The sequence below is a fragment of the Actinomadura rubrobrunea NBRC 15275 genome, from assembly GCF_001552235.1.
Lineage (GTDB): Bacteria > Actinomycetota > Actinomycetes > Streptosporangiales > Streptosporangiaceae > Spirillospora > Spirillospora viridilutea.
In genome coordinates this window covers 36,041-57,206 of the sequence record NZ_BCQU01000031.1, presented here as the reverse complement: position 1 = coordinate 57,206, position 21,166 = coordinate 36,041, and the positions used below count along the sequence as shown (strand labels likewise).

Annotated in this window: 22 protein-coding genes and 1 tRNA gene; 2 read left to right on the top strand and 21 right to left on the bottom strand. The window is 72.0% G+C overall.

Going from position 1 to position 21,166, the window contains the following annotated elements; genetic code table 11:
* Positions 1-3: 3 nt before the first annotated feature.
* The 16 genes from AR3_RS12500 to AR3_RS12425 all read right to left on the bottom strand — a co-directional run bounded on the left by AR3_RS12500 (position 4) and on the right by AR3_RS12425 (position 14,232).
* On the bottom strand, positions 4-1,092 hold the full coding sequence (locus AR3_RS12500; protein WP_067913362.1) for an MCE family protein: 1,089 nt from the start codon (positions 1,090-1,092) through the stop codon (positions 4-6).
* Entirely contained in the window at positions 1,093-2,148 is a 1,056-nt protein-coding gene (locus AR3_RS12495) for an MCE family protein (RefSeq protein WP_217998527.1), read from the bottom strand. It lies immediately after the preceding gene.
* A 30-nt stretch (positions 2,149-2,178) separates the two neighbouring features.
* Positions 2,179-3,537, bottom strand: coding sequence for an MCE family protein (locus AR3_RS12490; protein ID WP_067913358.1), 1,359 nt, complete (start codon positions 3,535-3,537; stop codon positions 2,179-2,181).
* Between the two features lie 7 nt (positions 3,538-3,544).
* Complete coding sequence (locus tag AR3_RS12485; protein ID WP_067913356.1) at positions 3,545-4,396, bottom strand: MlaE family ABC transporter permease; 852 nt, start codon at positions 4,394-4,396, stop codon at positions 3,545-3,547.
* Between the two features lie 80 nt (positions 4,397-4,476).
* Positions 4,477-5,328, bottom strand: coding sequence for an MlaE family ABC transporter permease (locus AR3_RS12480; RefSeq protein WP_067913382.1), 852 nt, complete (start codon positions 5,326-5,328; stop codon positions 4,477-4,479).
* Complete coding sequence (locus tag AR3_RS12475; RefSeq protein WP_083951389.1) at positions 5,328-6,452, bottom strand: ABC transporter ATP-binding protein; 1,125 nt, start codon at positions 6,450-6,452, stop codon at positions 5,328-5,330. Before AR3_RS12475 ends, AR3_RS12480 begins: the two co-directional genes overlap by 1 nt.
* Positions 6,453-6,851: 399 nt before the next feature.
* A complete protein-coding gene (gene rplL / locus AR3_RS12470) occupies positions 6,852-7,247 on the bottom strand; it encodes a 50S ribosomal protein L7/L12 (RefSeq protein ID WP_067913354.1) in 396 nt (131 codons plus the stop codon).
* Positions 7,248-7,328: 81 nt separating this feature from the next.
* Positions 7,329-7,904: a 50S ribosomal protein L10 gene (gene rplJ, locus AR3_RS12465; RefSeq protein ID WP_067913351.1), complete on the bottom strand. Its 576-nt coding sequence runs from the start codon at positions 7,902-7,904 to the stop codon at positions 7,329-7,331.
* Between the two features lie 338 nt (positions 7,905-8,242).
* On the bottom strand, positions 8,243-9,130 hold the full coding sequence (locus tag AR3_RS12460) for an SCO4651 family lipoprotein (protein ID WP_067913349.1): 888 nt from the start codon (positions 9,128-9,130) through the stop codon (positions 8,243-8,245).
* Between the two features lie 129 nt (positions 9,131-9,259).
* Entirely contained in the window at positions 9,260-10,108 is an 849-nt protein-coding gene (locus tag AR3_RS12455; protein WP_067913346.1) for an SCO4651 family lipoprotein, read from the bottom strand.
* A 166-nt stretch (positions 10,109-10,274) separates the two neighbouring features.
* On the bottom strand, positions 10,275-10,823 hold the full coding sequence (locus tag AR3_RS12450) for a hypothetical protein (protein WP_146150320.1): 549 nt from the start codon (positions 10,821-10,823) through the stop codon (positions 10,275-10,277).
* A gap of 522 nt (positions 10,824-11,345) precedes the next feature.
* Entirely contained in the window at positions 11,346-12,062 is a 717-nt protein-coding gene (rplA, locus tag AR3_RS12445; RefSeq protein WP_067913340.1) for a 50S ribosomal protein L1, read from the bottom strand.
* 84 nt (positions 12,063-12,146) lie between these two features.
* Positions 12,147-12,575 carry a 50S ribosomal protein L11 gene (gene rplK, locus AR3_RS12440; protein ID WP_067913337.1) on the bottom strand — a complete coding sequence of 143 codons (429 nt, stop codon included), beginning with the start codon at positions 12,573-12,575 and terminating at the stop codon, positions 12,147-12,149.
* A 319-nt stretch (positions 12,576-12,894) separates the two neighbouring features.
* Complete coding sequence (gene nusG / locus AR3_RS12435; RefSeq protein ID WP_067913334.1) at positions 12,895-13,671, bottom strand: transcription termination/antitermination protein NusG; 777 nt, start codon at positions 13,669-13,671, stop codon at positions 12,895-12,897.
* Positions 13,672-13,799: 128 nt separating this feature from the next.
* Positions 13,800-14,048, bottom strand: coding sequence for a preprotein translocase subunit SecE (secE, locus tag AR3_RS12430; RefSeq protein ID WP_067913331.1), 249 nt, complete (start codon positions 14,046-14,048; stop codon positions 13,800-13,802).
* 111 nt (positions 14,049-14,159) lie between these two features.
* Positions 14,160-14,232 (bottom strand) — tRNA-Trp (locus AR3_RS12425).
* Positions 14,233-14,491: 259 nt separating this feature from the next.
* Between AR3_RS12425 and AR3_RS12420 the strand changes: the two genes are divergently transcribed.
* Positions 14,492-15,703 carry a pyridoxal phosphate-dependent aminotransferase gene (locus AR3_RS12420; RefSeq protein WP_067913327.1) on the top strand — a complete coding sequence of 404 codons (1,212 nt, stop codon included), beginning with the start codon at positions 14,492-14,494 and terminating at the stop codon, positions 15,701-15,703.
* 189 nt (positions 15,704-15,892) lie between these two features.
* Here the strand turns inward: AR3_RS12420 and AR3_RS12415 are convergent, their stop codons facing one another.
* The 3 genes from AR3_RS12415 to AR3_RS12405 all read right to left on the bottom strand — a co-directional run bounded on the left by AR3_RS12415 (position 15,893) and on the right by AR3_RS12405 (position 18,274).
* Positions 15,893-16,648 (bottom strand): hypothetical protein, encoded by a 756-nt coding sequence (locus tag AR3_RS12415; protein WP_067913325.1) that lies wholly within the window; start codon positions 16,646-16,648, stop codon positions 15,893-15,895.
* 3 nt (positions 16,649-16,651) lie between these two features.
* Positions 16,652-17,161 carry a SigE family RNA polymerase sigma factor gene (locus AR3_RS12410; protein WP_067913322.1) on the bottom strand — a complete coding sequence of 170 codons (510 nt, stop codon included), beginning with the start codon at positions 17,159-17,161 and terminating at the stop codon, positions 16,652-16,654.
* A gap of 81 nt (positions 17,162-17,242) precedes the next feature.
* Entirely contained in the window at positions 17,243-18,274 is a 1,032-nt protein-coding gene (locus tag AR3_RS12405; RefSeq protein WP_146150319.1) for a hypothetical protein, read from the bottom strand.
* A gap of 230 nt (positions 18,275-18,504) precedes the next feature.
* Between AR3_RS12405 and AR3_RS12400 the strand changes: the two genes are divergently transcribed.
* Entirely contained in the window at positions 18,505-19,584 is a 1,080-nt protein-coding gene (locus AR3_RS12400; protein ID WP_067913316.1) for an adenosine deaminase, read from the top strand.
* A gap of 29 nt (positions 19,585-19,613) precedes the next feature.
* Here AR3_RS12400 and AR3_RS12395 read toward each other — a convergent pair whose 3' ends face one another.
* Together AR3_RS12395 and AR3_RS12390 are read right to left on the bottom strand one after the other, a co-directional pair.
* Positions 19,614-20,354 carry a GntR family transcriptional regulator gene (locus AR3_RS12395; protein WP_217998526.1) on the bottom strand — a complete coding sequence of 247 codons (741 nt, stop codon included), beginning with the start codon at positions 20,352-20,354 and terminating at the stop codon, positions 19,614-19,616.
* Positions 20,355-20,516: 162 nt separating this feature from the next.
* Complete coding sequence (locus AR3_RS12390; RefSeq protein ID WP_067913313.1) at positions 20,517-21,101, bottom strand: TMEM165/GDT1 family protein; 585 nt, start codon at positions 21,099-21,101, stop codon at positions 20,517-20,519.
* Positions 21,102-21,166: the final 65 nt, after the last annotated feature.

Below are 21,166 nucleotides of genomic sequence, written 5' to 3'. Positions count from 1 at the left end.
GACTCACGGGAGGAACGGCAACACGCTGTTGCCCTGCCGGTCGCCTGACTGCCCTGTCCGACCTCCGTTCTGCCGCTGCCCGGTGCCGCTCCGCGCGCCCGCGCCGTCCTGCGTCCCGCCGCCGGACGAGGGGGCCTGGATGGACGCCGGGATCGGGAGGATGTTCTGCAGGTAGGCGTCGAACCAGCGGCCGGACCCGGTGACGTCGGCGAACTGCCGGGTGAACGGGGCGAACAGCTTGATCATGCGGTCCAGGTTCTCCTGGTTGCGCAGCAGGATCCGGTTCACCCGCTCCAGGTTCTCCAGCATCGGCTTCAGCTGCGCCTCGTTCTCCTTGATCAGCGCGTTGACCTGCTGGGTCAGCGCCACCGTGTTGACCAGCAGCTGGTGGATCACCGCGCGGCGGGCCTGCACCTCGCGCAGGATCTGGTCGCCGTCCCGCAGCAGCCGCACGAAGTCCTGGTTGCGGTCGGCCAGCAGCCGCGAGACGTCCTTGGCGCGGTCGGCCAGCTCGTGCAGCTCGTCGTCGCGGGACGCCACCGTGTGCGACAGCCGCCGCAGCCCCTGCAGCGCGGCGCGGATCTCGTCGGGGGAGTTCTGGAAGGTGTCCGACAGCACGTCGAACGACTTGGCCAGCTGGGCCGTGTCGATCTGCTCGACGCGCCGGCTCAGCTCGCCGATCGCCGGGACGACCTCGAACGGGGTGCTGGTGCGCTCGCGCGGGATGTGCTTCAGCCGCCCGCCGCCGTCCGGCTTCAGCTCCAGGTAGTGCGCGCCCAGCACCGTCTTGATCTTGATGGCGGCCTGGGTCTTCCAGCCCAGGCGCACCTCGTCGTCCACCCGGAAGGTGACCTTGACGTGGTCGCCGGCCAGCTCCAGCCCGGTCACCTTGCCGACCTTGACCCCGGCGATGCGCACCTCCTCGTCCGCCTTGAGCCCGGCCGCCTCGGCGAAGTCCGCGGTGTAGGTGCGCTGCCCGTTGACCAGCGGCAGGTTCTCCAGGTTCAGCGCCACCAGCAGCGCGCCGGCGATGGCCGCGAACGCGGTGAGCGCGATGGGGACCGGGTTGCGCTCCCGGAACGGGATCCTCATCTACTTGCACCTCGCGTTCTCGTTCACGATCGCCGGGGTCTGGTAGACCGGGCCGCCCGGCAGCCGCACCCGCGCGTCGAGGCCGCAGAGGTACATGTTGAACCAGGACCCGTAGGAGGAGATGTGGACCAGCTTCTCCATCCGGTCCGGGGTCCGCTTGAGCGCCTTGTCCAGGTCCTTCTCGTTGGCGTAGAGGGTCGCGGTCAGCCGGCGCAGCCCGGCGATGTCGTCGCGCACGTCGGGGCGCGCGTCCTTGAGCAGCGCCGCGGTGGTCTCGCTCAGCCCGTTGAGCGCCTCCACCGACTCGAAGATCGCCTCGCGGTCCGACGCCACCCCGCCGACCAGCGCGCGCAGGTCGACGATCAGCTTGTTGATCTCGGTGTGCCGGGACTCGACGGCGCCCAGCACGTTGTTCAGGTTGGTGATCACTTCGCCGATCACGCGGTCCCGGTCGGCCAGCGTGTCGGTCAGGGACGCCAGGTGCGCCAGCAGGCTGTTGACGGTGCCGGCCTCGCCCTGCAGGACCTGGACGATCTCGAACGCCAGCTTGTTGACGTCCTGCGGCTCCAGCGCGCGGAACAGCGGGCGGAACCCGTTGAACAGCGCGGTCAGGTCGAGGGCCTCCTCGGTCCTGCTGTCGGGGATGATCGCGCCCGGCCGCAGGTAGCCGTTCACCTGGCCCGGCTGCTCCTGGCTGAGCGACAGGTACCGCTGCCCCATCAGGTTGCGGTAGCGCAGCTGCACCCCGGTCGACTCCGGCAGCCCGGCCCGCAGCGGGCCCTCGCGCTGCACGCTGAACGTGACGAGCGCCTTCGTCTTCCCGCCGTCCAGGCGGTCGTGGTACAGCCGGACGTCCTCGACCTGTCCGACGCGCACCCCGGCGATCCGCACGTCGTCGTTGGCCAGCAGCCCGGTCGCGTCCGAGAACACCGCCTTGTAGGTGCGGGTGTCGCCGAACCGCACGTTGGCGATCGTCATCGCCAGCACGCCGGTCGCCAGGGAGGTGAGGACCACGAAGATCCCCAGCTTGATCGCGGCGCTGGTCGTCTTACCCACGGCCACGCCCTCCTCCGCGTTCCACGGCGCTCACTTGACCTCCACCACCGATCCGTCCAGCAGCGGCCCGAACAGCAGCGCGGCCACGTCGGGGACCTGGTCGGACGGGGTCCGGGTGAGCGGGCCCACCACGGCCTTGACCTGCTCGGTGCCGCTCATCCGCGTGCCCGGGTCGACCAGCACGCCCGAGACGGCCCGGCCGCGGCTGCCGTGGCCCGGCGGCAGCGGCTCGTTCGGGTCGTGGGCGTCCTTCCACCACAGGTCGTCCTGGGTGCCGTCCAGCGCCATGTAGTCGGGGAACGGGACCTTGGGGTTGGGCAGGCCGTAGCAGCGCGGCCCCCGGTAGTCCTTGGCCTCCGGCAGGTCCAGCGGGTACTTGTACGCGGGCCGCGGCTTGACGATCTCGATGGTGAGGTTGAACGTCGGGGTGCGGCCGCCGCCCGCCTCCTCGGCCCGCGGCTGGAGCTTCATGAGCCCCTCGGTCACGCACGGCAGCTCGGGCGAGTACCGGGCGATCAGCGCCAGCCCGTCCCGGTTGGCGATGTTGACCCCGATGATCTTGGGGCCGTTGACGCGCATGAACCGGTCGCCCTTGTCGGCGAACCCGGTGATCTGCGGGATCAGGTCCTCGATCGTGGCCCGCTTCTCGGTGACCGTGTCGCTGGTGACGTTGAGGTTGCGCAGCGTCCGCAGCAGGTCCGGCGCGGCCTGGTCGTAGACGTCGGCGGTGTCGGCCAGGGCCCGCAGGTCGTACACCAGCGTGCCGAGCTCCGGGTTGATCTTCTTGAGCAGCGCGTCGGCCTGCTCCAGGTTGCGGCCGATCTGGTCGCCGCGGCCCTGCAGCGCGGTCGCCAGCGCGTTCAGCGCGGCGTTGAGCTTGGCCGGCGGCACCGCCTCCAGCAGCGGCAGCAGGTTGTCGAGCACCTGGTCGATCTCCACCGCCGCCTGCGAGCGGTCCTGCGGGATCACCTGGCCGGGCCGCAGCCCCATCGGCCCCGGCTGCGCCGGGATCTGCAGGTCGACGTACTTCTCGCCGAACAGCGTCTTGGGCAGCAGCCGCGCCTGCACGTTGCGCGGGATCAGCTTCGCCTTGTCCGGGTCGATCGCCAGGTCGAGGATCGCGCCGTCGGCGGTGGCGCGGGTGCCGCGCACCTCTCCCACGATCAGCCCGCGGACCTTGACGTCGGAGCGGGGCAGCAGCTGCAGCCCGGCCCGCTCGGCGTCCACCTTCACCCGGACGACGGGGGTGAGCGCCTTGTTGAACAGCGCCACGGTCAGCGCCACCAGCAGGGCGATCACCAGCACCATGGACAGCCCGAGCAGCCGGTGGCGGATCTTTTGCGACAGGCCGCCGAACGGGCGCGACGGGCTCTGCGGAAGGTTCGTCATCGCCGCCTCACCCCGCGATCCGCACGGTCGTGGTGGCGCCCCAGATCGCCATGCCGAGCAGCAGGTCCGCCACGTTGATGACGACGATGCTCGTGCGCACGGCGCGGCCCACCGCCACGCCGACGCCGGCCGGACCACCGCTGGCGTTGTAGCCGTAGTAGCAGTGGATCAGCATCACCAGCATCGCGAAGATGATCACTTTGCCGAACGACCACAGGATGTCGTACGGCGGCAGGAACAAGTGGAAATAGTGGTCGTAGGTGCCGGTGGACTGCTCGTAGAACAGCGTCACGATCAGCCGGGTGGCGCCGTAGGAGGCCAGCAGGCCCACGATGTACAGCGGGATCACCGCGATCATCCCGGCCAGCAGCCGCGTCGTCACCAGGAACGGCATCGACGGGACGGCCATGACCTCCAGCGCGTCGATCTCGTCGGAGATCCGCATCGCGCCGAGCTGGGCGGTGAACCCGCAGCCCACCGTCGCCGACAGCGCCAGCGCCGACACCAGCGGGGCGATCTCGCGCGTGTTGAAGTAGGACGCGACGAACCCGGTGAACGCGGCGGTGCCGATCTGGTTCAGCGAGTTGTAGCCCTGCAGGCCGACCTGGCTGCCGGTGAAGAACGTCATGAAGCCGACGATCACCACGCTGCCGCCGATCACCGCGAGTCCGCCGGTGCCGAGGCTGACCTCGGCGAGCAGCCGCAGCACCTCGGTGCGGTAGCGGCGCAGCACCCGGAACACCCACGCGAACGCCCGCGCGTAGAACGACAGCTGGTGTCCGAAGTCGTCCAGCCGCTCCAGCGGGCGGTTGACCACCCGGACGACGGCCCGCCCCGTCCTGCCCGGCGCGGCGCTCATGGCTGCGCTCCGTCGCGCTGCTCACGGGCCGGGCTCGTCGCGCTTCGCAGTCCGGCGCCCGCACGCTCGTTCGCCATGCCTCACATGCCCTTCTGCGGGACGAACTGGAAGTACAGGGTGGAGATCAGGAAGTTCTCCAGGAACAGCAGCATGAACGTGATCACGACGGTCTGGTTGACCGCGTCGCCCACGCCCTTCGGGCCGCCCTTGGCGTTCAGCCCCTTGTACGCGGCGACCAGCCCGGCGGTGACGCCGAACACGAACGCCTTGACCTCGGCCTGGACCAGGTCGGGCAGCTGCGCGATGGCGTTGAACGAGGCGAGGTAGGCGCCCGGCGTGCCGTCCTGCAGCAGCACGTTGAACGTGTAGCCGCCGACCAGGCCGACCACCGACACCAGCCCGTTGAGGAACAGCGCCACGAACGCGCAGGCCAGCATGCGCGGCACCACGAGGCGGTGCAGCGGGTTGATGCCGAGCACCTCCATCGCGTCGATCTCCTCGCGGATCTTGCGGGAGCCGATGTCGGCGCACATGGCCGAGCCCGCCGCGCCCGCCACCAGCAGCGAGGTGACCAGCGGGCTGGCCTCCCGCACGATCGCCACCACCGCGGTCGCGCCGGTGAACGACTGGGCGCCCAGCTGCCGGATCAGCCCGCCGACCTGCAGCGACAGGATGCCGCCGAAGGGGATGGCGACCAGCATCGTCGGGATCACGGTGACCGAGACGATGAACCAGGCCTGCTGGATGAACTCCCGCCACTGGAACGGCCACATGAACATCGCCCGGCACGTGTCCAGGCAGAGGGCGAAGAAGCGGCCGGGTTCCTTGACGGCGACGTTGGCCGCGCCGGCCCCGATCTTGCGGAGCACGTCGGCCGCGCCGCCGTCCCGGTCGCCCGTCCGCGCGTTCGCGTCGGTACCGGGGGACGACATCAGCGCCGGCCCCCAGGAGGCGGCGAGGAGGGCGGCGGCCAGGCCCCGGGAGCCCCGGGCGGCGGCTGCGGACCCGCGCCGGGCGGTCCGCCGTGCGGGGGCGGCGCGGACGGCGCGCCGTGGGGCGCGGGCGCGCCCGTCTGGGCCGCGACGTATCGCGGCCACTCCTCCACCCAGTTGCGGCCGAGGTCGTCGATGAACGACCCGGGCGGCGGCGTGACGCCGTTGGCGGCGCACCAGGCGCCCGGGGGATGCTGCCCCCTGCGCAGCCGCCCGTCGCTGGGCATCAGCTGCGGCGGGATCGGCGGGAGCTTGCCCGGGTCGTGGCCCATCCTGGCCTCGGCCTCCAGCTCGGAGACGTCCTTCTCCTCCGACATGCCGATCGGGCCGACCCGGCGGGCGTTGAGGAACTGCCGGACGACCGGCTCCTCGCTGGACAGCAGCATCTCGCGGGGTCCGAACATCACCAGCTCGCGACGGAACAGCAGCCCGATGTTGTCCGGCACGGTCCGTGCGGTGTTGATGTCGTGGGTGACGATGAGGAAGGTCGCGTCGGTCTGCGCGTTCAGGTCGACGATCAGCTGGTTGAGGTAGGCGGTGCGGACCGGGTCCAGGCCCGAGTCGGGCTCGTCCACCAGCAGGATCTCCGGCTCCAGCACCAGCGCCCGGGCCAGCCCCGCCCGCTTCTTCATCCCGCCGGAGATCTCACCGGGGAGCTTGTGCTCGGCCCCGAGGAGGCCGACCATCTCCATCTTCTCCATGACGATCCGGCGGATCTCCGCCTCGGTCTTCTTGGTGTGCTCGCGCAGCGGGAAGGCGATGTTGTCGTAGATGTTCATCGACCCGAACAGCGCGCCGTCCTGGAACAGGACCCCGAAGAGCTTGCGGGTCTCGTACAGCTGCGACTCCGGCAGGCGCGGCAGGTCCCGGTCGCCGATCCAGATGTGGCCGCGATCCGGCTTGAGCAGCCCGACGAGCGACTTGAGGAACACCGACTTGCCCGTACCGGAGGGCCCGAGGAGCACGTTGATCTCTCCCGCGGGCAGCGTTAGCGATACGTCCTGCCAGATGACCTGGCGGCCGAAGGACTTGGTCAGTCCCTCGACTCTGATCTCGACGCCCACTCGTCACCTTTCGTCCAGGCCGGGGGGATTCCGGAACCAAAGACCGAGCAGCTGTGTTGTCGTGGCACTCCGTGCGTCGTCGTCACCGTGTGCGCCGCCCCCGATAGCTACCGCCGGGTAGCTGTGGCGGGTGTCACTACCGTAGCGGCCCGGCGCGGAAATGGAAGGGGGAGCGCCCCATTGGACCCGGTGTCCAGTGACGTCGTAAGACAATCGTTACTTACGCGCCCGGTGAGACTAGTGGTCCGGGATGTTCCGTCTCAAGGACCCCACTGGAAGATCTCACCCCTTGGGCACACCTCCGTCCCGGCGCCGGAACGCGACGAGGCGGCCACCCCACGGCCGTGGGATGACCGCCTCGCACGAAGCGCGAGCGCCTCGAGAAGGACCGGAGAAGCCTTACTTGACGGTGACCGTCGCGCCGGCCTTCTCCAGGGCCTCCTTGGCCTTGTCGGCCGTCTCCTTGTTGACCTTCTCCAGCAGCGGCTTGGGCGCGCTGTCGACCAGGTCCTTGGCCTCCTTCAGGCCGAGGCTCGTCAGGGCGCGGACCTCCTTGATGACCTGGATCTTCTTGTCGCCGGCGGCCTCGAGGATGACGTCGAACTCGTCCTTGGCCTCCTCGGCCGCGGCCTCACCGCCGCCGGCGGCCGGGGCGCCCGGGGCGGCGACGGCGGCCACCGGGGCGGCGGCCTTGACGTCGAAGGTCTCCTCGAACTGCTTGACGAACTCCGACAGCTCCAGGAGGGTCATCTCCTTGAACGCGTCGAGCAGCTCCTCGGTGCTGAGCTTCGCCATGGTGTTTCTTCCTCCGCTAGGGCTTGGCAGACGGGTCGTCGATGCGACCGCGGGTGGTGGTCGGTCCGGGAGGGACCCGGGTCACTCGGCCGGTGCCTCCGCCGCGGCCTCGGCGGCCGGGGCGTCGGCGGTCTCGCCGGCCTCCTCGCGCTTGGCGCGCAGCGCCTCGGCGAGCTGGGCGGCCTGGGTCGGCAGCGCGTTGAACAGGGCGGCCGCGTTGGCCATGGAGCCCTTCATCGCGCCGGCCAGCTTCGCGAGGAGCACCTCGCGAGACTCCAGATCGGCGAGCTTGGTGACCTCTTCGGCGTTCATCGACTTGCCGTCGATGTAGCCGCCCTTGATCACCAGCATCGGGTTGGCCTTGGCGAAGTCCCGCAGCCCCTTGGCCGCCTCCACCACGTCGCCCTTGACGAAGGCGATCGCGGACGGACCCTGCAGCAGGCTCTTGAACTCGTCGTCCAGGCCCGCGTCGGTCGCGGCGATCTTGGTCAGCGTGTTCTTCACCACGGCGAACCTGGCGTGCTCGCCGAGCGTGGTGCGCAGCTCCTTCATCTGCGCCACCGTCAACCCGCGGTACTCGGTCAGCACGGCGCCGCTGGAGCTCTGGAACTCCTCCTTGAGCTCGGCGATCGCCGCGGCCTTGTCGGCCTTTGCCATGGGCCTCCTTCCGATTACCTGGGGTGGAAGCCGCCGGGGCGAAAGGCCCTGCAGAACGCAGAAACGCCCCGGCGTAGGCGCACGGGGCGTGAGCACGACGCGAAGGTCGCACGGAAGCTCTCGTCTCGCCTACGCGGGCCGCCCGGTGCCGCTGCGGGCGCCGGGTCCTTCGGCCGCCCCGGACGGGGCGACGACCGGCGGTCTTCGGCAGTGGTCCAGACTACGTGCTCGCACGGCCGCACACCAAATCCGTCCGCCCGTGCCTTCGCACGCGGCGGGGCCCGCACCCGGAGGAGAGGGCGCGGGCCCCGTGACGCTCCGCGGAGCGGTCGGCGGCGTCAGCTCCCGGTGGCGGCGCCGGGCAGCGCGCCCAGCAGCGCGCCGAAGTCGGTGACCTGGTCGGCGGGCGGCGCCGCGATCTGCACCGGCTGGCCGTAGTCCCGGTACGTGGTGGTGATGGTCATGTCACGGCCGCCCTGCGCGCTCTTCATCGTCATCTTGCGCGGCAGCTGGTCCTTGTCGACCCACAGGTCGAAGGCCATCGTCTCCATGCCGGTGTCGGCCAGCGCCTTGCGGTACGCCTCCTGCGTCTCCGGCGGCAGCTTGGCCACCGCGTCCGACATCCGGTAGGTGCCGGTGTAGTGCGTGGTCTCCACGCCGTCCACCGTCTCCTTGCCCACTTCGCGGACGTCCTGGGAGGCGGTGAGCATCTTGGTGTTCTGGACCGGGTCGAGCTGCCGCGACTGCTCCAGGAACTGCTCGATGTTGACGCCCGACTTCTGGCCGAGCTCGGACAGCGAGATCTTCAGCCAGGGCTTGGCGGCCAGCCGCCCCGCGGCGCCGCCCTGCCCCGCCATCTGGCTGAGCATCGGCATCTTCATGTACATCGTGCGGTCGATGAGCACCTGCTCCATGCCGCCCAGGGACTGGCCGCCGACCGTCATCCGGCTGAACTTCAGGGCGAAGGCGACGTCCGGCTTGGTGCGGTACTGCATCTCGCCGTCCGCGCTGACCTGCCCGGCCTGCGGGTCGTTCATCCGCATCGACAGCGTCGCCTTGAACGTCGCGGTCTGCCCGGTCTTCTCGGCGGCCTTGCCGAGCACCTGCGCCGCGGTGAGCTTGACGGCCTCCCCGGCCTTGTCCGCCCCACCCAGGCCGAGGCAGCCGGTCAGGGACAGGACAAGGCCGGTGGCCACCGCCGCGCCCGTGGCGAAGCGACGAATCATTTGCTCCACTCCTCGTCTCTCGATCGGACGTGTCGCCGCGGACATCCGCGAGCGCACAGATGATCAGACGTCGAGGAGGGACGGAGGGTTCACGGCTCGTGACGGATCACACCCTCCGACTCGGGGGCGTCAGTTGCGGCCGAGGATGCCGTTCAGCGGAAGGTCGCCGACCTGGTCCGCGGGCGGCGGGTTCACGCGGAACGACGTGCCGTAGTCGCTGTAGCGCACGGTCACCGAGCCGGTCCCGCCGTCGATGCCCTTCGTGACGATCTTGCGGGGCAGCTGGTCCTTGTCGACCCACAGGTCGAAGCTGATCTTCTCGTCGGGCGCGTCCCCCCGGAACCACTCGCTCACCCGCTGCCGCACCTGCGGGTCGAGGCGGTTCAGCGCGTCCCGGGCGGTCACCGTCCCGGTGTAGTGGACGGTGCGCACCCCGTCGACGGTCTCCTCGCCGACCCGGCGCACGTCCTTGGAGCCGGTGAACATCTTGGTCTGCTCGGCCGGGTCGACCTTGCGCACCTGGTCGACGAGGCCGCTCAGGTCGAACCCGGTCCGCCGGCCCACCTGCGCGACGTCCACCTTCACCCACGGCTTGCCGCCGACCACGGACCGGGCGGCCTCCGGGAGCCGGGCGTACAGCACGTCGCCGGTGTAGATCGCCTGCCCGCCCATGTTCTCCAGGCTCTGCCCGCGGTGGCTGACCTTCTTCAGCTGCGCGCTGAAGGTCAGCTCCGGCTGGAGCCGGAAGCGCCCGGTGGCCTCCACCTGGACGCCCTCCTGGGCGTCGGTGACGGTCAGGTCGGCCTTGAACGACTGGGCCTTGGCGGTCTTCTGCGACGACTGCAGGACGGCCTCGGCGGCGCTCAGCTTCATCGCGCCGGTGGACACGCTCTGCGAACCGTCGCCGGAGCAGCCGGACAGCAGCAGCGCGGCGCCCACGGCGGCGCCGCCCGCGGCCGCGGCGAATCGGCCTCTCATAAGGATTGAGCCTCCCTGGTTGTCTTACCGATGCCCTCAGTCTGATCCGGCATGCGCGAGGCGGGCATCCCCCGGTGGTACGAAGCCCACCCCCTGCGGTACGACCCAGGACGTAGGTCGTTCGGCAGTGCGGACGCGCCGGGCCGTTCTCAGCGGTTGTCGCGTCTCAGCGGTAGTCGCGGAAGGTCATCGACCCGCTGTACCGGACGCCCGGGACCGCGGCGCGCAGCCCGATCCACGTGGGACGGTCGTCGGCGTCGGCCTGCAGGTCGACGGTGACGCCGACGCCGGCGGGCACCGTGCCGAGCGCCTGCCGCACGGTGGCGCTCGACGCGGGCGGCAGCAGCACGAGCAGCTCGCCGAGCGACACGCCGGCGGTGTAGCGCACCGAGCCGGACCGGTCCGGCGCCGACCGGGTGACGCCGGGCACCGAGCGGATCAGCCGCGTGAACGCGCGCGGGTCGGAGCCGGTCCGCAGCCCGGCGAGCTGGGTGTCGGTGAGCGTCGTGCGGCTCCACCGCGCGCCGTCGAAGCCCGCCACCGTCCGGCCCTTGATGATCGCCTTCTGGGTGACGGTGGTCGTCCGGCCGTCGCGCACGCTCGTCCGCACGCCGGTGGCGTCCATCGAGAACCGCGGCGACAGGGTGAAGCGGGCGGTTTCGGTGGCGTGCTCGTAGTCCCCGTTCGCCGCCCCGGACAGGCGCACCTCGGTCACGCGGACGTACGACCGCACTTCTCGCGTGGAGCCCTGGCGCGTCGAGGGGGACGCCGGGGCGCCCGCATCGCCGGCACGGGAGGTCTGGGCCGGAGCGGAGGGCAGGGCCGGGGGCGTGCTTTGCGGGGACGCCGCATGCCGCGGGAGCGGCCTGTTCGACGCTCCAGGGGTCTGCGGGGCCGAAGCGGGGGCAGAGGCGCCCTGGACGGCTGCCACAGGCGTCCGCGAGGCGTCCGGGGACTTGTCGTCGGGGCCCGCCGTGACGGCGGCCGCCACGGCGACGGTCACCACGGCTGCGGCGGCGGCCGCGGCCGCCGCGGTCAGGTGTTCGGCACGACGATTCACGGGTCCTCCGTCCCGGAGCGCCGACGGGCCTGCGCGGGTGAGGACCGATTCAACACCAAAGGCCCCGCGGGCACCACAGACACCGCTTTTCGGACCTTCGTGCACAGCGAAAGGGCGCCCCCGCAAGGGGGCGCCCTGTCACCGAGAACGCTCGGACGAGCTCAGTTCTGGTCGAGCTCAGTTCTGGTCGAGCTCGGCGGTCAGGTTCCGCGTCGCGTTCGGGTCGATCGGGATGCTCGGGCCCATCGACGTCGACACCGCGGCCTTCTTGATGTACCGGCCCTTGGCCGCCGACGGCTTGAGCCGCTGCACCTCGTCCAGCGCGGCCGCGTAGTTCTCCACCAGCTGCCGCTCGCTGAACGACGCCTTGCCGACGATGAAGTGCAGGTTCCCGTGCCGGTCCACCCGGAACTCGATCTTCCCGCCCTTGATGTCGGACACGGCCTTGGCCACGTCCATGGTGACCGTGCCGGTCTTCGGGTTCGGCATCAGGCCGCGCGGACCCAGCACCCGGCCCAGCCGACCGACCTTGCCCATCTGGTCGGGGGTGGCGACCACGGCGTCGAAGTCCAGGAAGCCGCCCTGGATCTTCTCGATCAGGTCGTCGGACCCGACGTAGTCGGCCCCGGCCCCGCGGGCCTCCTCCGCCTTGGCGCCGGCCGCGAACACCAGCACGCGGGCGGTCTTACCGGTGCCGTGCGGCAGGTTGACCGTGCCGCGCACCATCTGGTCGGCCTTGCGCGGGTCGACGCCGAGCCGCAGCGCGACCTCCACGGTCGCGTCGAACTTGGTGACGCTGGTCTCCTTGGCCAGGCGCATGGCCTCGGCCGGGCTGTAGAGCCGGTCGCGGTCGATCTTCTCGGCCGCGGCGCGGTACGCCTTGCTGCGCTTCATGTCTGTCTCCCTGCTGTGAGAGGAGGTCGTGGTACGGGCCGCGCCAGGCCCTTCCACGTTCGTACGGACGCCCCGTACGGGGTCTTACTTGACCTCGATGCCCATGGAGCGGGCGGTGCCGGCGATGATCTTCTCGGCGGCGTCGAGGTCCTTGGCGTTCAGGTCGGGCATCTTGGTCTTGGCGATCTCCCGGATCTGGTCGCGGGTGACCGAGCCGACCTTGGTCTTGTGCGGCTCGCCGCTGCCCTTCTCCACGCCCGCGGCCTTGAGGATCAGCTGCGCGGCGGGCGGGGTCTTGGTGACGAAGGTGAACGAGCGGTCCTCGTAGATGGTGATCTCTACGGGGACGACGTTGCCGCGCTGGGATTCCGTAGCAGCGTTGTACTGCTTGCAGAATTCCATGATGTTGACGCCGTGCGGACCGAGCGCGGTACCGACCGGCGGCGCCGGAGTGGCCTGCCCCGCCTGGAGCTGCACCTTGACGACCGCGGCGACCTTCTTCTTCGGAGGCATCGACAACCCCTATGTCCCGTTTTGCTTCGGTTCCGGGTCCCGGATTCCCGGGCAACGTCGCGGCCGGGACTCAACCGCGACGTAGGAACCGCTGTGCGCCGTCCCGCGGGCGCGGGCGCCGCGCCGACGCGACCCGACCGGATGCGACCGGAGCGCCCCGCGTGCGCGGGGCTGGTCGGCGTCCCGCTTCAGGACGACCGGCACGGACGGCGCTCCGTCCCGCGGACCCGAGGCCGACCGCCGACGGCGGGGGCGCGTCGTCCCAGCTCAGGCGGGGACGACCGTCCCAGGATACGCGTCGTCGGCCGCGGCGGCCTCGTCAGATCTTGGAGACCTGGTTGAACGACAGCTCGACCGGCGTCTCCCGGCCGAAGATCGAGACCAGGACCTTCAGCTTCTGCTGCTCGACGTTGATCTCGTTGACGGTGGCGGGGAGGGTGGCGAACGGGCCGTCCATGACGGTGACCGACTCGCCGATCTCGAAGTCCACCGCCGGCGCGACCTTGGTCTGCTCCTTGGCCTTGGCGGGCTCCTCCGGCTCCGGCGCGAGCAGGGCGGCGACCTCGTCCAGGCTGAGCGGCGACGGCTTGTTGGACAGGCCGACGAAGCCGGTGACGCCGGGCGTGTTGCGGACGGCCGCCCACGACTCGTCGGTCAGCTCCATGCGGACGAGGATGTAGCCGGGCAGGACCTTCTCGTTGACCTTCTGCCGCTTGCCCCCCTTGATCTCGGTCACCTCGTGCTGGGGGACCTCGATCTGGAAGATGTAGTCCTCCATGTTGAGGGTCTGCGTGCGGGTCTCGATGTTGGCCTTGACCCGGTTCTCGTACCCCGCGTAGGAGTGCACGACGTACCACTCGCCCGGCAGCAGCCGCAGCTGCGCCTTGAACTCGGCGTACGGGTCCGCCGGGGGCTCGGCCTCGGCCGCCTCGTCGGCGTCGGCGGCGGCGTCGCCCTCGGTCTCCGTGTCCGCCGGCTCGGCGCCGACGGCGGGCTCGTCCGCCGCGGCGGGCTCACCCGACGGCTCGGCCGCAGCAGCCTCAGCGGACCGGGCCAGTTCGGCGGCCTCGTCGTTGGGCTGTGAGGACTCGGACACGGCGACTCTTTCCCTCTACGGATCGGTGGTGAATGGAGTTTCGGGCGGTGCGGGCGGACGCCCTCGCGGCGGTCCCGACGGGCCTCGGCGGAACGCCGACGGCGGCGCGCCCGCCGGGCGGCCGATGCTCAGCCGAAGACCCAGAAGACGCCCCGCTGCAGAACCCAGTCGAGCCCGGCCACCAGAGCGACCATGATCAGCACGAACACCAGCGCCGCGGTCGTGTAGGTGATCAGCTCACGCCGGGTAGGCCAGATGACCTTGCGCAGTTCGGCGACCACCTGGCGCACGAAGAGAGCCGGGGACGTCCGCTTGCGCGGAGCCTTCCCCTTGCCTTCGTCCTTGGCCGCGGCCTCGCCGCGCGTCTCAGTCGCCATTGTGCCGCCGTTCACCTCATTGGTCGTGACCAACCACCCAGTGGTTGTGTCGCCCGCTCACCGTGCGGCGTGCCATCGACTGGCCGGCACGGGTGCGCGCACCGCACCTCGCAGGGCAGGAGGGACTCGAACCCCCAACCGCCGGTTTTGGAGACCGGAGCTCTACCAATTGAGCCACTGCCCTTCACCTGTTCTCCATGCAAGGAGACACCCCGGTCGTCTCCGACCGGGTCGTGACGGAACATAGCTTACGGCCTTCCAAGGGCGAGACCGTATGCCGCGAGCCGCCACTAGCACGGTGAGTCTACGTCCCCGAGCCGTCCGCGTCGAACCGGACCGCCGGGACATGTCGCGCGGGCGGCCCGTCTCATCCCCCGAGACCCCGTCCTACCGGCGGCGATATACCGCTGAAGTCATCGCCGCCCGTCTGTAACGATAGGGGCATGAGCATCGATCGTCCTCGCCTGTCCAAGCGCATCGCCGCCATCTCCGAGTCCGCCACGCTGGCCGTCGACGCCAAGGCCAAGGCGCTGAAGGCGGCGGGCCGCCCGGTCATCGGGTTCGGTGCGGGCGAACCGGACTTCCCGACCCCCGACTACATCGTCGAGGCCGCGGTCGCCGCGTGCCGGGAGCCGCGGTTCCACAAGTACACGCCCGCCGCGGGGCTGCCCGAGCTGCGCGCGGCCATCGCCGAGAAGACCGCCCGCGACTCCGGCCTGAAGGTCGAGCCGTCGCAGGTGCTGGTCACCAACGGCGGCAAGCAGGCGGTGTACGAGGCGTTCGCGGCGCTGCTGGATCCGGGCGACGAGGTGCTCGTGCCGACGCCGTACTGGACCACCTACCCCGAGGCGATCAAGCTGGCCGGGGGCGTGCCGGTGACCGTGGTGGCCGACGAGACCACCGGCTACCGGGTGACCGTCGACCAGCTGGAGGCGGCGCGCACCGAGCGCACCAAGGTGCTGCTGTTCGTGTCGCCGTCCAACCCGACCGGCGCCGTCTACGCCCGCGACCAGATCGAGGAGATCGGCCGCTGGGCGGCCGAGCACGGCCTGTGGGTGATCACCGACGAGATCTACGAGCACCTGGTGTACGGGCAGGCCGAGTTCCACTCCATGCCGGTGGTGGTGCCCGAGCTCGCCGACCGGACGCTGGTGCTCAACGGGGTCGCCAAGACCTACGCGATGACCGGCTGGCGGGTGGGCTGGCTGATCGGCCCGCAGGACGTGGTGAAGGCCGCCGCCAACCTGCAGTCGCACGCCACGTCCAACGTCGCGAACGTGGCGCAGGCCGCCGCGCTGGCCGCGGTGACCGGCGACCTGTCGGCCGTGGCGCAGATGCGCACCGCGTTCGACCGGCGCCGCCGGACCATGGTGCGGATGCTCAACGAGATCCCCGGCGTGGTGTGCCCGGAGCCGGAGGGCGCGTTCTACGCCTACCCGTCGGTCAAGGAGCTGATCGGCAAGGAGATCCGGGGGCGCCGCCCGCAGACGTCGGTGGAGCTGGCCTCGCTGATCCTGGAGGAGGCCGAGGTGGCGCTGGTGCCGGGCGAGGCGTTCGGCACGCCGGGCTACTTCCGGCTGTCGTACGCGCTCGGCGACGACGACCTGGTGGAGGGCGTCTCCCGGGTCGCCAAGCTGCTGGCCGAGGCGCACTGAAGCAGGCGCTCTGATCAGGCGCTCTGATCAGGCGCACTGAACCACCGGGCCGCGCACCCGGTCGCGGGTTTGCGGGGCGCCGGTTCGCGAAGGCCGGCGCCCCGGCGGGGCCCTCCGGCGGCCGCGCTTTCGCCGGAGTGAGGCCCCGCGCCGGGGCGGGTCCCCCGGGGGGCCGAACGCCCCCGGGGGTCAGAGGCGGACGCCCTCGGCGATCCGCATGAGCTGGTCGCGGACGGAACCGCCGCCCGCCGCCACGACCGCGCCGACACCGGGACGGGCCATCCAGGCGACCTGCCGTCCAGAGTCGGGACGGTCGGTGACGGCCGCCCGCACCCCGCGCACCGAGGTGTATTGGGGCACGGCGGGGTCGCCGCGGTACAGGTCCTCCGGGCCGGACAGGCCCGTGCCGCGGACGACGCGGATCTCCACCCATCCGGGCGGTCCGCTCCAGCGGCACGTCGTCGTCCGCCCGCCGCGCTCGTCGTGCTCGACGCACGGCTGCTCCGCGGCCAGCCCCGGCGGGAGGTACGTCACCCAGCCGACGCGCCTGATCCGCGCCGGGCCTCCGTCCGGCCCGTCGCCCTTCATCGCCGGCCCCGTGGGCCGGGCCGCGGGCCGTTTGGAGGACCCCGCTCCGGGCCTGTCTCCGGACGGGGGCGAAGCAGGCAGGCCCGGAGCGGGGGGCGATGCCGACCGGTCCGGCGACGCCGGCGAACCGGCCGGAGTCGTGTGCACGCCGGCGGAATCGACGCGGGTCATCGAGTGGTAGGCCGGCGTCACCACGAACGCGGCCGCGGCGGCGGCCGCGGCGGTGCCGACCGTCACCCGGATCCGCACGACCCGGCGGCGGTGCCGGCGGCGCACCGCCGCGGCGAGCGATGGCGGCGCCGTCGTCCCGGCCGTGTGCTCGGCCATGGCCGCGCGCAGTTCGCTCTCCAGGTCCATCGCTCAACTCCCCAGTGGTGCCGCGTGCTTGTCGAGGCGTTCCCGGAGCTTGGCGAGCGCCCGGGACGCCTGGCTCTTGACCGTGCCGACCGAACAGCCGAGGATCCGCGCCGTCTCGGCCTCCGACAGGTCCTCCCAGTAGCGCAGGACCAGCACCGCCCGCTGCCGGGGGCCGAGCCGGCGCAGCTCGTCGATCAGCGCGCCGCGCAGCTCGACGGCGTGCGCGGGCGAGCCGGTGGCGCGCTCGGGCAGCCGGGACATGTGGATCTCCTTGAGCACCTTCCACCGCCGCGCCCGGCTGATCACCAGATTGACCAGGATGCGGCGCACGTAGGGCTCGGGATCGGCGTCGGCGTCCAATCGGCCCCAGTGCCGGTAGGCCCTCTCCAGCGCGGTCTGCAGCAGGTCCTCGGCGTCCTGCTTGGCCCCGCACAGGAGCGTGGCGGTCCGCAACAGGGCGGTGCCACGCGTCGCCACGAACTCGGCGAACGACTCCTCGTCTCGACGCCCCACGGTGCTCCGTCCGGCTCTGGTTTCGATTCGGTTGTCCGGTGACGGACGGCCCCGCGCGCCTCGGGGCCGTCCGCCCGGGGCTCACTGGATCGGGCGCACCCTGCCGGCGAGGTCCCCGTCGCCGATCTGCTCGCCCGCCTTCCGGCCGATCTCGGCCTTGCCGGCGGCGATGTCGCCGGCAAGGTCGCCGGCGATGTCCTTCAGGCCGGCCGCGAACACCGGGCTGCCGTTGACCAGCAGCGCCGACTGGCCGGCCGGGTCGACGACGAGGACGCCGCCGCCCGCGGGGCTCTGCCAGCCGACCGCGCCGCCCAGGTCCACCTTGCGGGCGTCGCCGGGCAGGCCCAGCGTCCGGCGCAGCGCGCTCCGGGTCATCGCGGTCTCGCTCTGGATCCGCTCGACGGTGATCCACTGCCCGGCCTCGCCGACCCACTTCTGGGTGACGGTGCAGATCGTCGAGGCGCCCAGCTTCTTGGCGCCGGTGGTGCTGGCGACGTGCTTCAGGCCCTTCGGCAGCATGACGGCGCGCTCGATGGCGCCGCCCACCGGGACGGCCGGCTTGAGGCCCGTGCAGGCGGCGGGCGTCCCGGGGGCGGTGGCCTTGGACGCGGCCTTGGCGCCGGACGGAGCGGGGACGCCCGGCGCCTTCGGCGCCGCGGGTCCGCAGTCGGGCAGCGTGGTCGGCGGCGTGACCTTGGCGAGGGTGCCGTCGACGACGGCCTTGGCGTCGCCGGGCTTGGGCGCCGCCGGGACCTTGACGCCCGGGACCTCGACGCCGGGCGCCTTGACGTCCGGGGCCTTGACGGCCGGGACCTTGCTGTCGGGCGCCTTGACGTCCGGAACCTTGACGTCCGGAACCTTGACGTCCGGCGTCTTCGGCAGGGCGGGCGCCTTCGGCGCGTCCGGCGCCTTCGGCGTGCGGACGGGCACGCAGGTGGGCGTGGGGACGGCGGACGGGGCGGCGGCCTTGGCCCGCTCGGCCCCGTCGGCCACCGCCGAGTGCCCGGAGCGCAGGTCGGCGTCCGGCTGGGCGACGGAGGCCCAGGCGACCCCGCCGACGGCGACGGCGCCCACCGCGGATGCCGCGATCGCGGCGACCTTCACAGAAAGCATGGAGTTGATCCCTTCTGCCCCATTGGCCTCTGGCGCCCCTCGTATACGCCCGGCCACGGAGAGGGGTTGCACGGGATCTCAGAAATTTTTCCGGCGCCCCGAAGAGGCAGGTGAGGGGTGGTCGGACGTGGTCCTTTGGGGCCATGCGGCATGACCGCGCCGGGTGGTCTCGCGGGGATGCGGGGGGCTTCTGTGCAACGGGCACGCCGTTGATCGGGCAACATTTGTGCATGGAGCCCCATCCCGTTTCAGAGCGTCCGATTCGCGCCCTCCCCAAGGCGCACCTGCATCTGCACTTCACCGGTTCGATGCGCCACTCCACTCTGGTGGAGCTGGCCGCGCGGCACGGCGTGCACTTGCCGGACGCCCTGGTCGAGGAGTGGCCGCCGCAGCTGCACGCCACCGACGAGCGCGGCTGGTTCCGGTTCCAGCGGCTGTACGACATCGCGCGTTCGGTGCTGCGCACGCCCGAGGACATGCGGCGGCTGCTGCACGAGACGGCCGAGGACGAGGCCGCCGAGGGGTCCGGCTGGCTGGAGATCCAGGTGGACCCGAGCGGCTACGCGGCGCGGTTCGGCGGGCTGACGCCGACCGTGGAGCTGGTGCTGGACGCCGCGCGCGAGGCGTCCGCCGCGACCGGCGTGGGCATCGGCGTGGTGATCGCCGCGAACCGCACCCGGCATCCGCTGGACGCCAAGACGCTGGCGCGGCTGGCCGTCCGCTACACCGACCAGGGGGTCGTGGGGTTCGGGCTGTCCAACGACGAGCGGCGCGGCCGGGCGTACGACTTCGAGGGGGCGTTCCGCATCGCGCGGCGCGGCGGGCTGCTGGCGACCCCGCACGGCGGGGAGCTGCTCGGGCCGCAGAGCGTGCGCGAGTGCCTGGAGATGCTGCGGGCCGACCGCATCGGCCACGGGGTCCGGGCGGTGGAGGACCGGCGGCTGCTGGACGAGATCGCGGAGCGCCAGGTGACGCTGGAGGTGTGCCCGACGTCCAACGTGGGGCTCGGCGTGGCGGCGACGCCCAGGGACGTCCCGGTGCGGACCCTGTTCGACGCGGGCGCGCGCATCGCCCTGGGCGCCGACGACCCGCTGCTGTTCGGGTCGCGGCTGGCGCGGCAGTACGAGCTCGCGCGGTCCCACCACGGGTTCTCCGACGCCGAGCTGGCCGAGCTGGCCCGCCAGTCGGTGCACGCCTCGGCGGCGCCCGAGCACATCCGCAAACGGCTGCTGGAGGGCATCGACGAGTGGCTGCGCCTGCCCGCCGCCGACGCCCGCGAGAGCCGCGAGGCCCCGGCCGCCTGCCGCTGACCGCCCCCCTCGTCCCGCCCCCGCCGTCCTCAGTCGCCGACGTCTCCGCGGCCGTCGTCCTCCGCCTGGTCGCCGACATCGGCGAGGTCGGGCCGCCACAGCCCCTGCCGTTCCAGATGGGCGACCAGCAGCTCGCCGGAGCGGGTGACGTGCTGCCGCATGGCGGCGCCGGCCGCGGGGCCGTCCTTGCGGCGCAGCGCCTGCAGGATCCGCCGATGGTCCTCCATGGCCAGTTCCGGCCAGGCGGGCAGGCGGGTCCACATCCCGCGCGGCACGTACCGCACCACCGAGCCGAGCGTCCAGACGAGCTTGGCCGAGTCGGCGGTCAGGTTGATCGTCCGATGGAAGGCGTGGTTGTACTCCTCGACCAGGTCGAGGCGCCCGGCGTCCACGGCCTGCTCCAGCGCCCGCTGCAGCGCGGTCAGCCGGCGCAGCAGGTCGGGCCCCATGCGGTCGGCGGCGCGCTCGGCCAGCTCGGCGCCGATCACGGCCTGCACCCAGAACAGGTCCGTGACGTCCCGCGGGGACAGCGGCGCCACGACGAAGCCGCGGCGCGGCTCCAGCTGCACGAAACCCTCGCTGCGCAGCGACTGCAGCGCCTCGCGGACAGGGGTCACGCTGATGCCGAATTCCAACGCCAGACGTTCCAACCGGAGGAACTCCCCGGGCCGCACCCGTCCGTCCAGGATCAGCTCGCGGATCCGCGCCGCCACCTCGTCGCTGAGCTGAGGGCGCAGGCCGAGTCCCCGTTGGGGTCGCAGACTCGCCACCGTTCAACTCCGCCCGTCGAGGCCCTCCCGCGTCGGGGGTTGCGGGAGCCAAGGGCCTGAGAATCTCATGATGCGCGCGACCGCGCCCATGCGGAACCGGTGGCGCCCTCCCGGCGAACGGCCCGACACCTTACGCCCGGGCCCGGCGCGGCGTGGGCTCCGTCACAGCTCGGCGACGCCCTCGGCGATCAAGAGGACGGCGAAGACCGCGAATCCGGCCGCTGCGGCGTAGCGGATGAACCGCTCGGGCAGCCGCTTGCCCAGCTGCCGGCCGACGACGATGGCCAGGGCGTCGGCGGCGACCATGCCGATCGTGGAGCCCGCCCAGACGCCGACCATGCCCGCCAGGCCGGCGTGCTCGGCGGCGAGCGTGACCGTGGCGAGCATCGTCTTGTCGCCGAGCTCGGCGAGGAAGAACGCCGTGGCGACCGCCAGGATCGCCGAGCCGGTGGCGCGCCGCGCCCGGCCGCCCTCGTCCTCGTCGAGCTCGTCGCCGCGCAGCGTCCAGGCGGCGAACCCGAGGAACGCCGCGCCCGCGAGGATGGAGATCGGCCCGGACGGCAGCGCGGCGCCGAGGGCCGCCCCGGCCGCCACGCTGAGCAGGTGCGTCAAAGCGGTGGCGGCGGTGATGCCGACCAGCACGGGCAGGGCCCGGAACCGCGCGGCGAAGGTCATCGCCATGAGCTGGCTCTTGTCGCCCAGCTCGGCCGCGAAGATGACGATCAGGCTGATGATGAGGGCGGACACCGCGTTCCTCTCGCTCGGACCTGGCCGGGCGAGGAACGGGCTCCGCGGACGCGCGACCTCGGCCC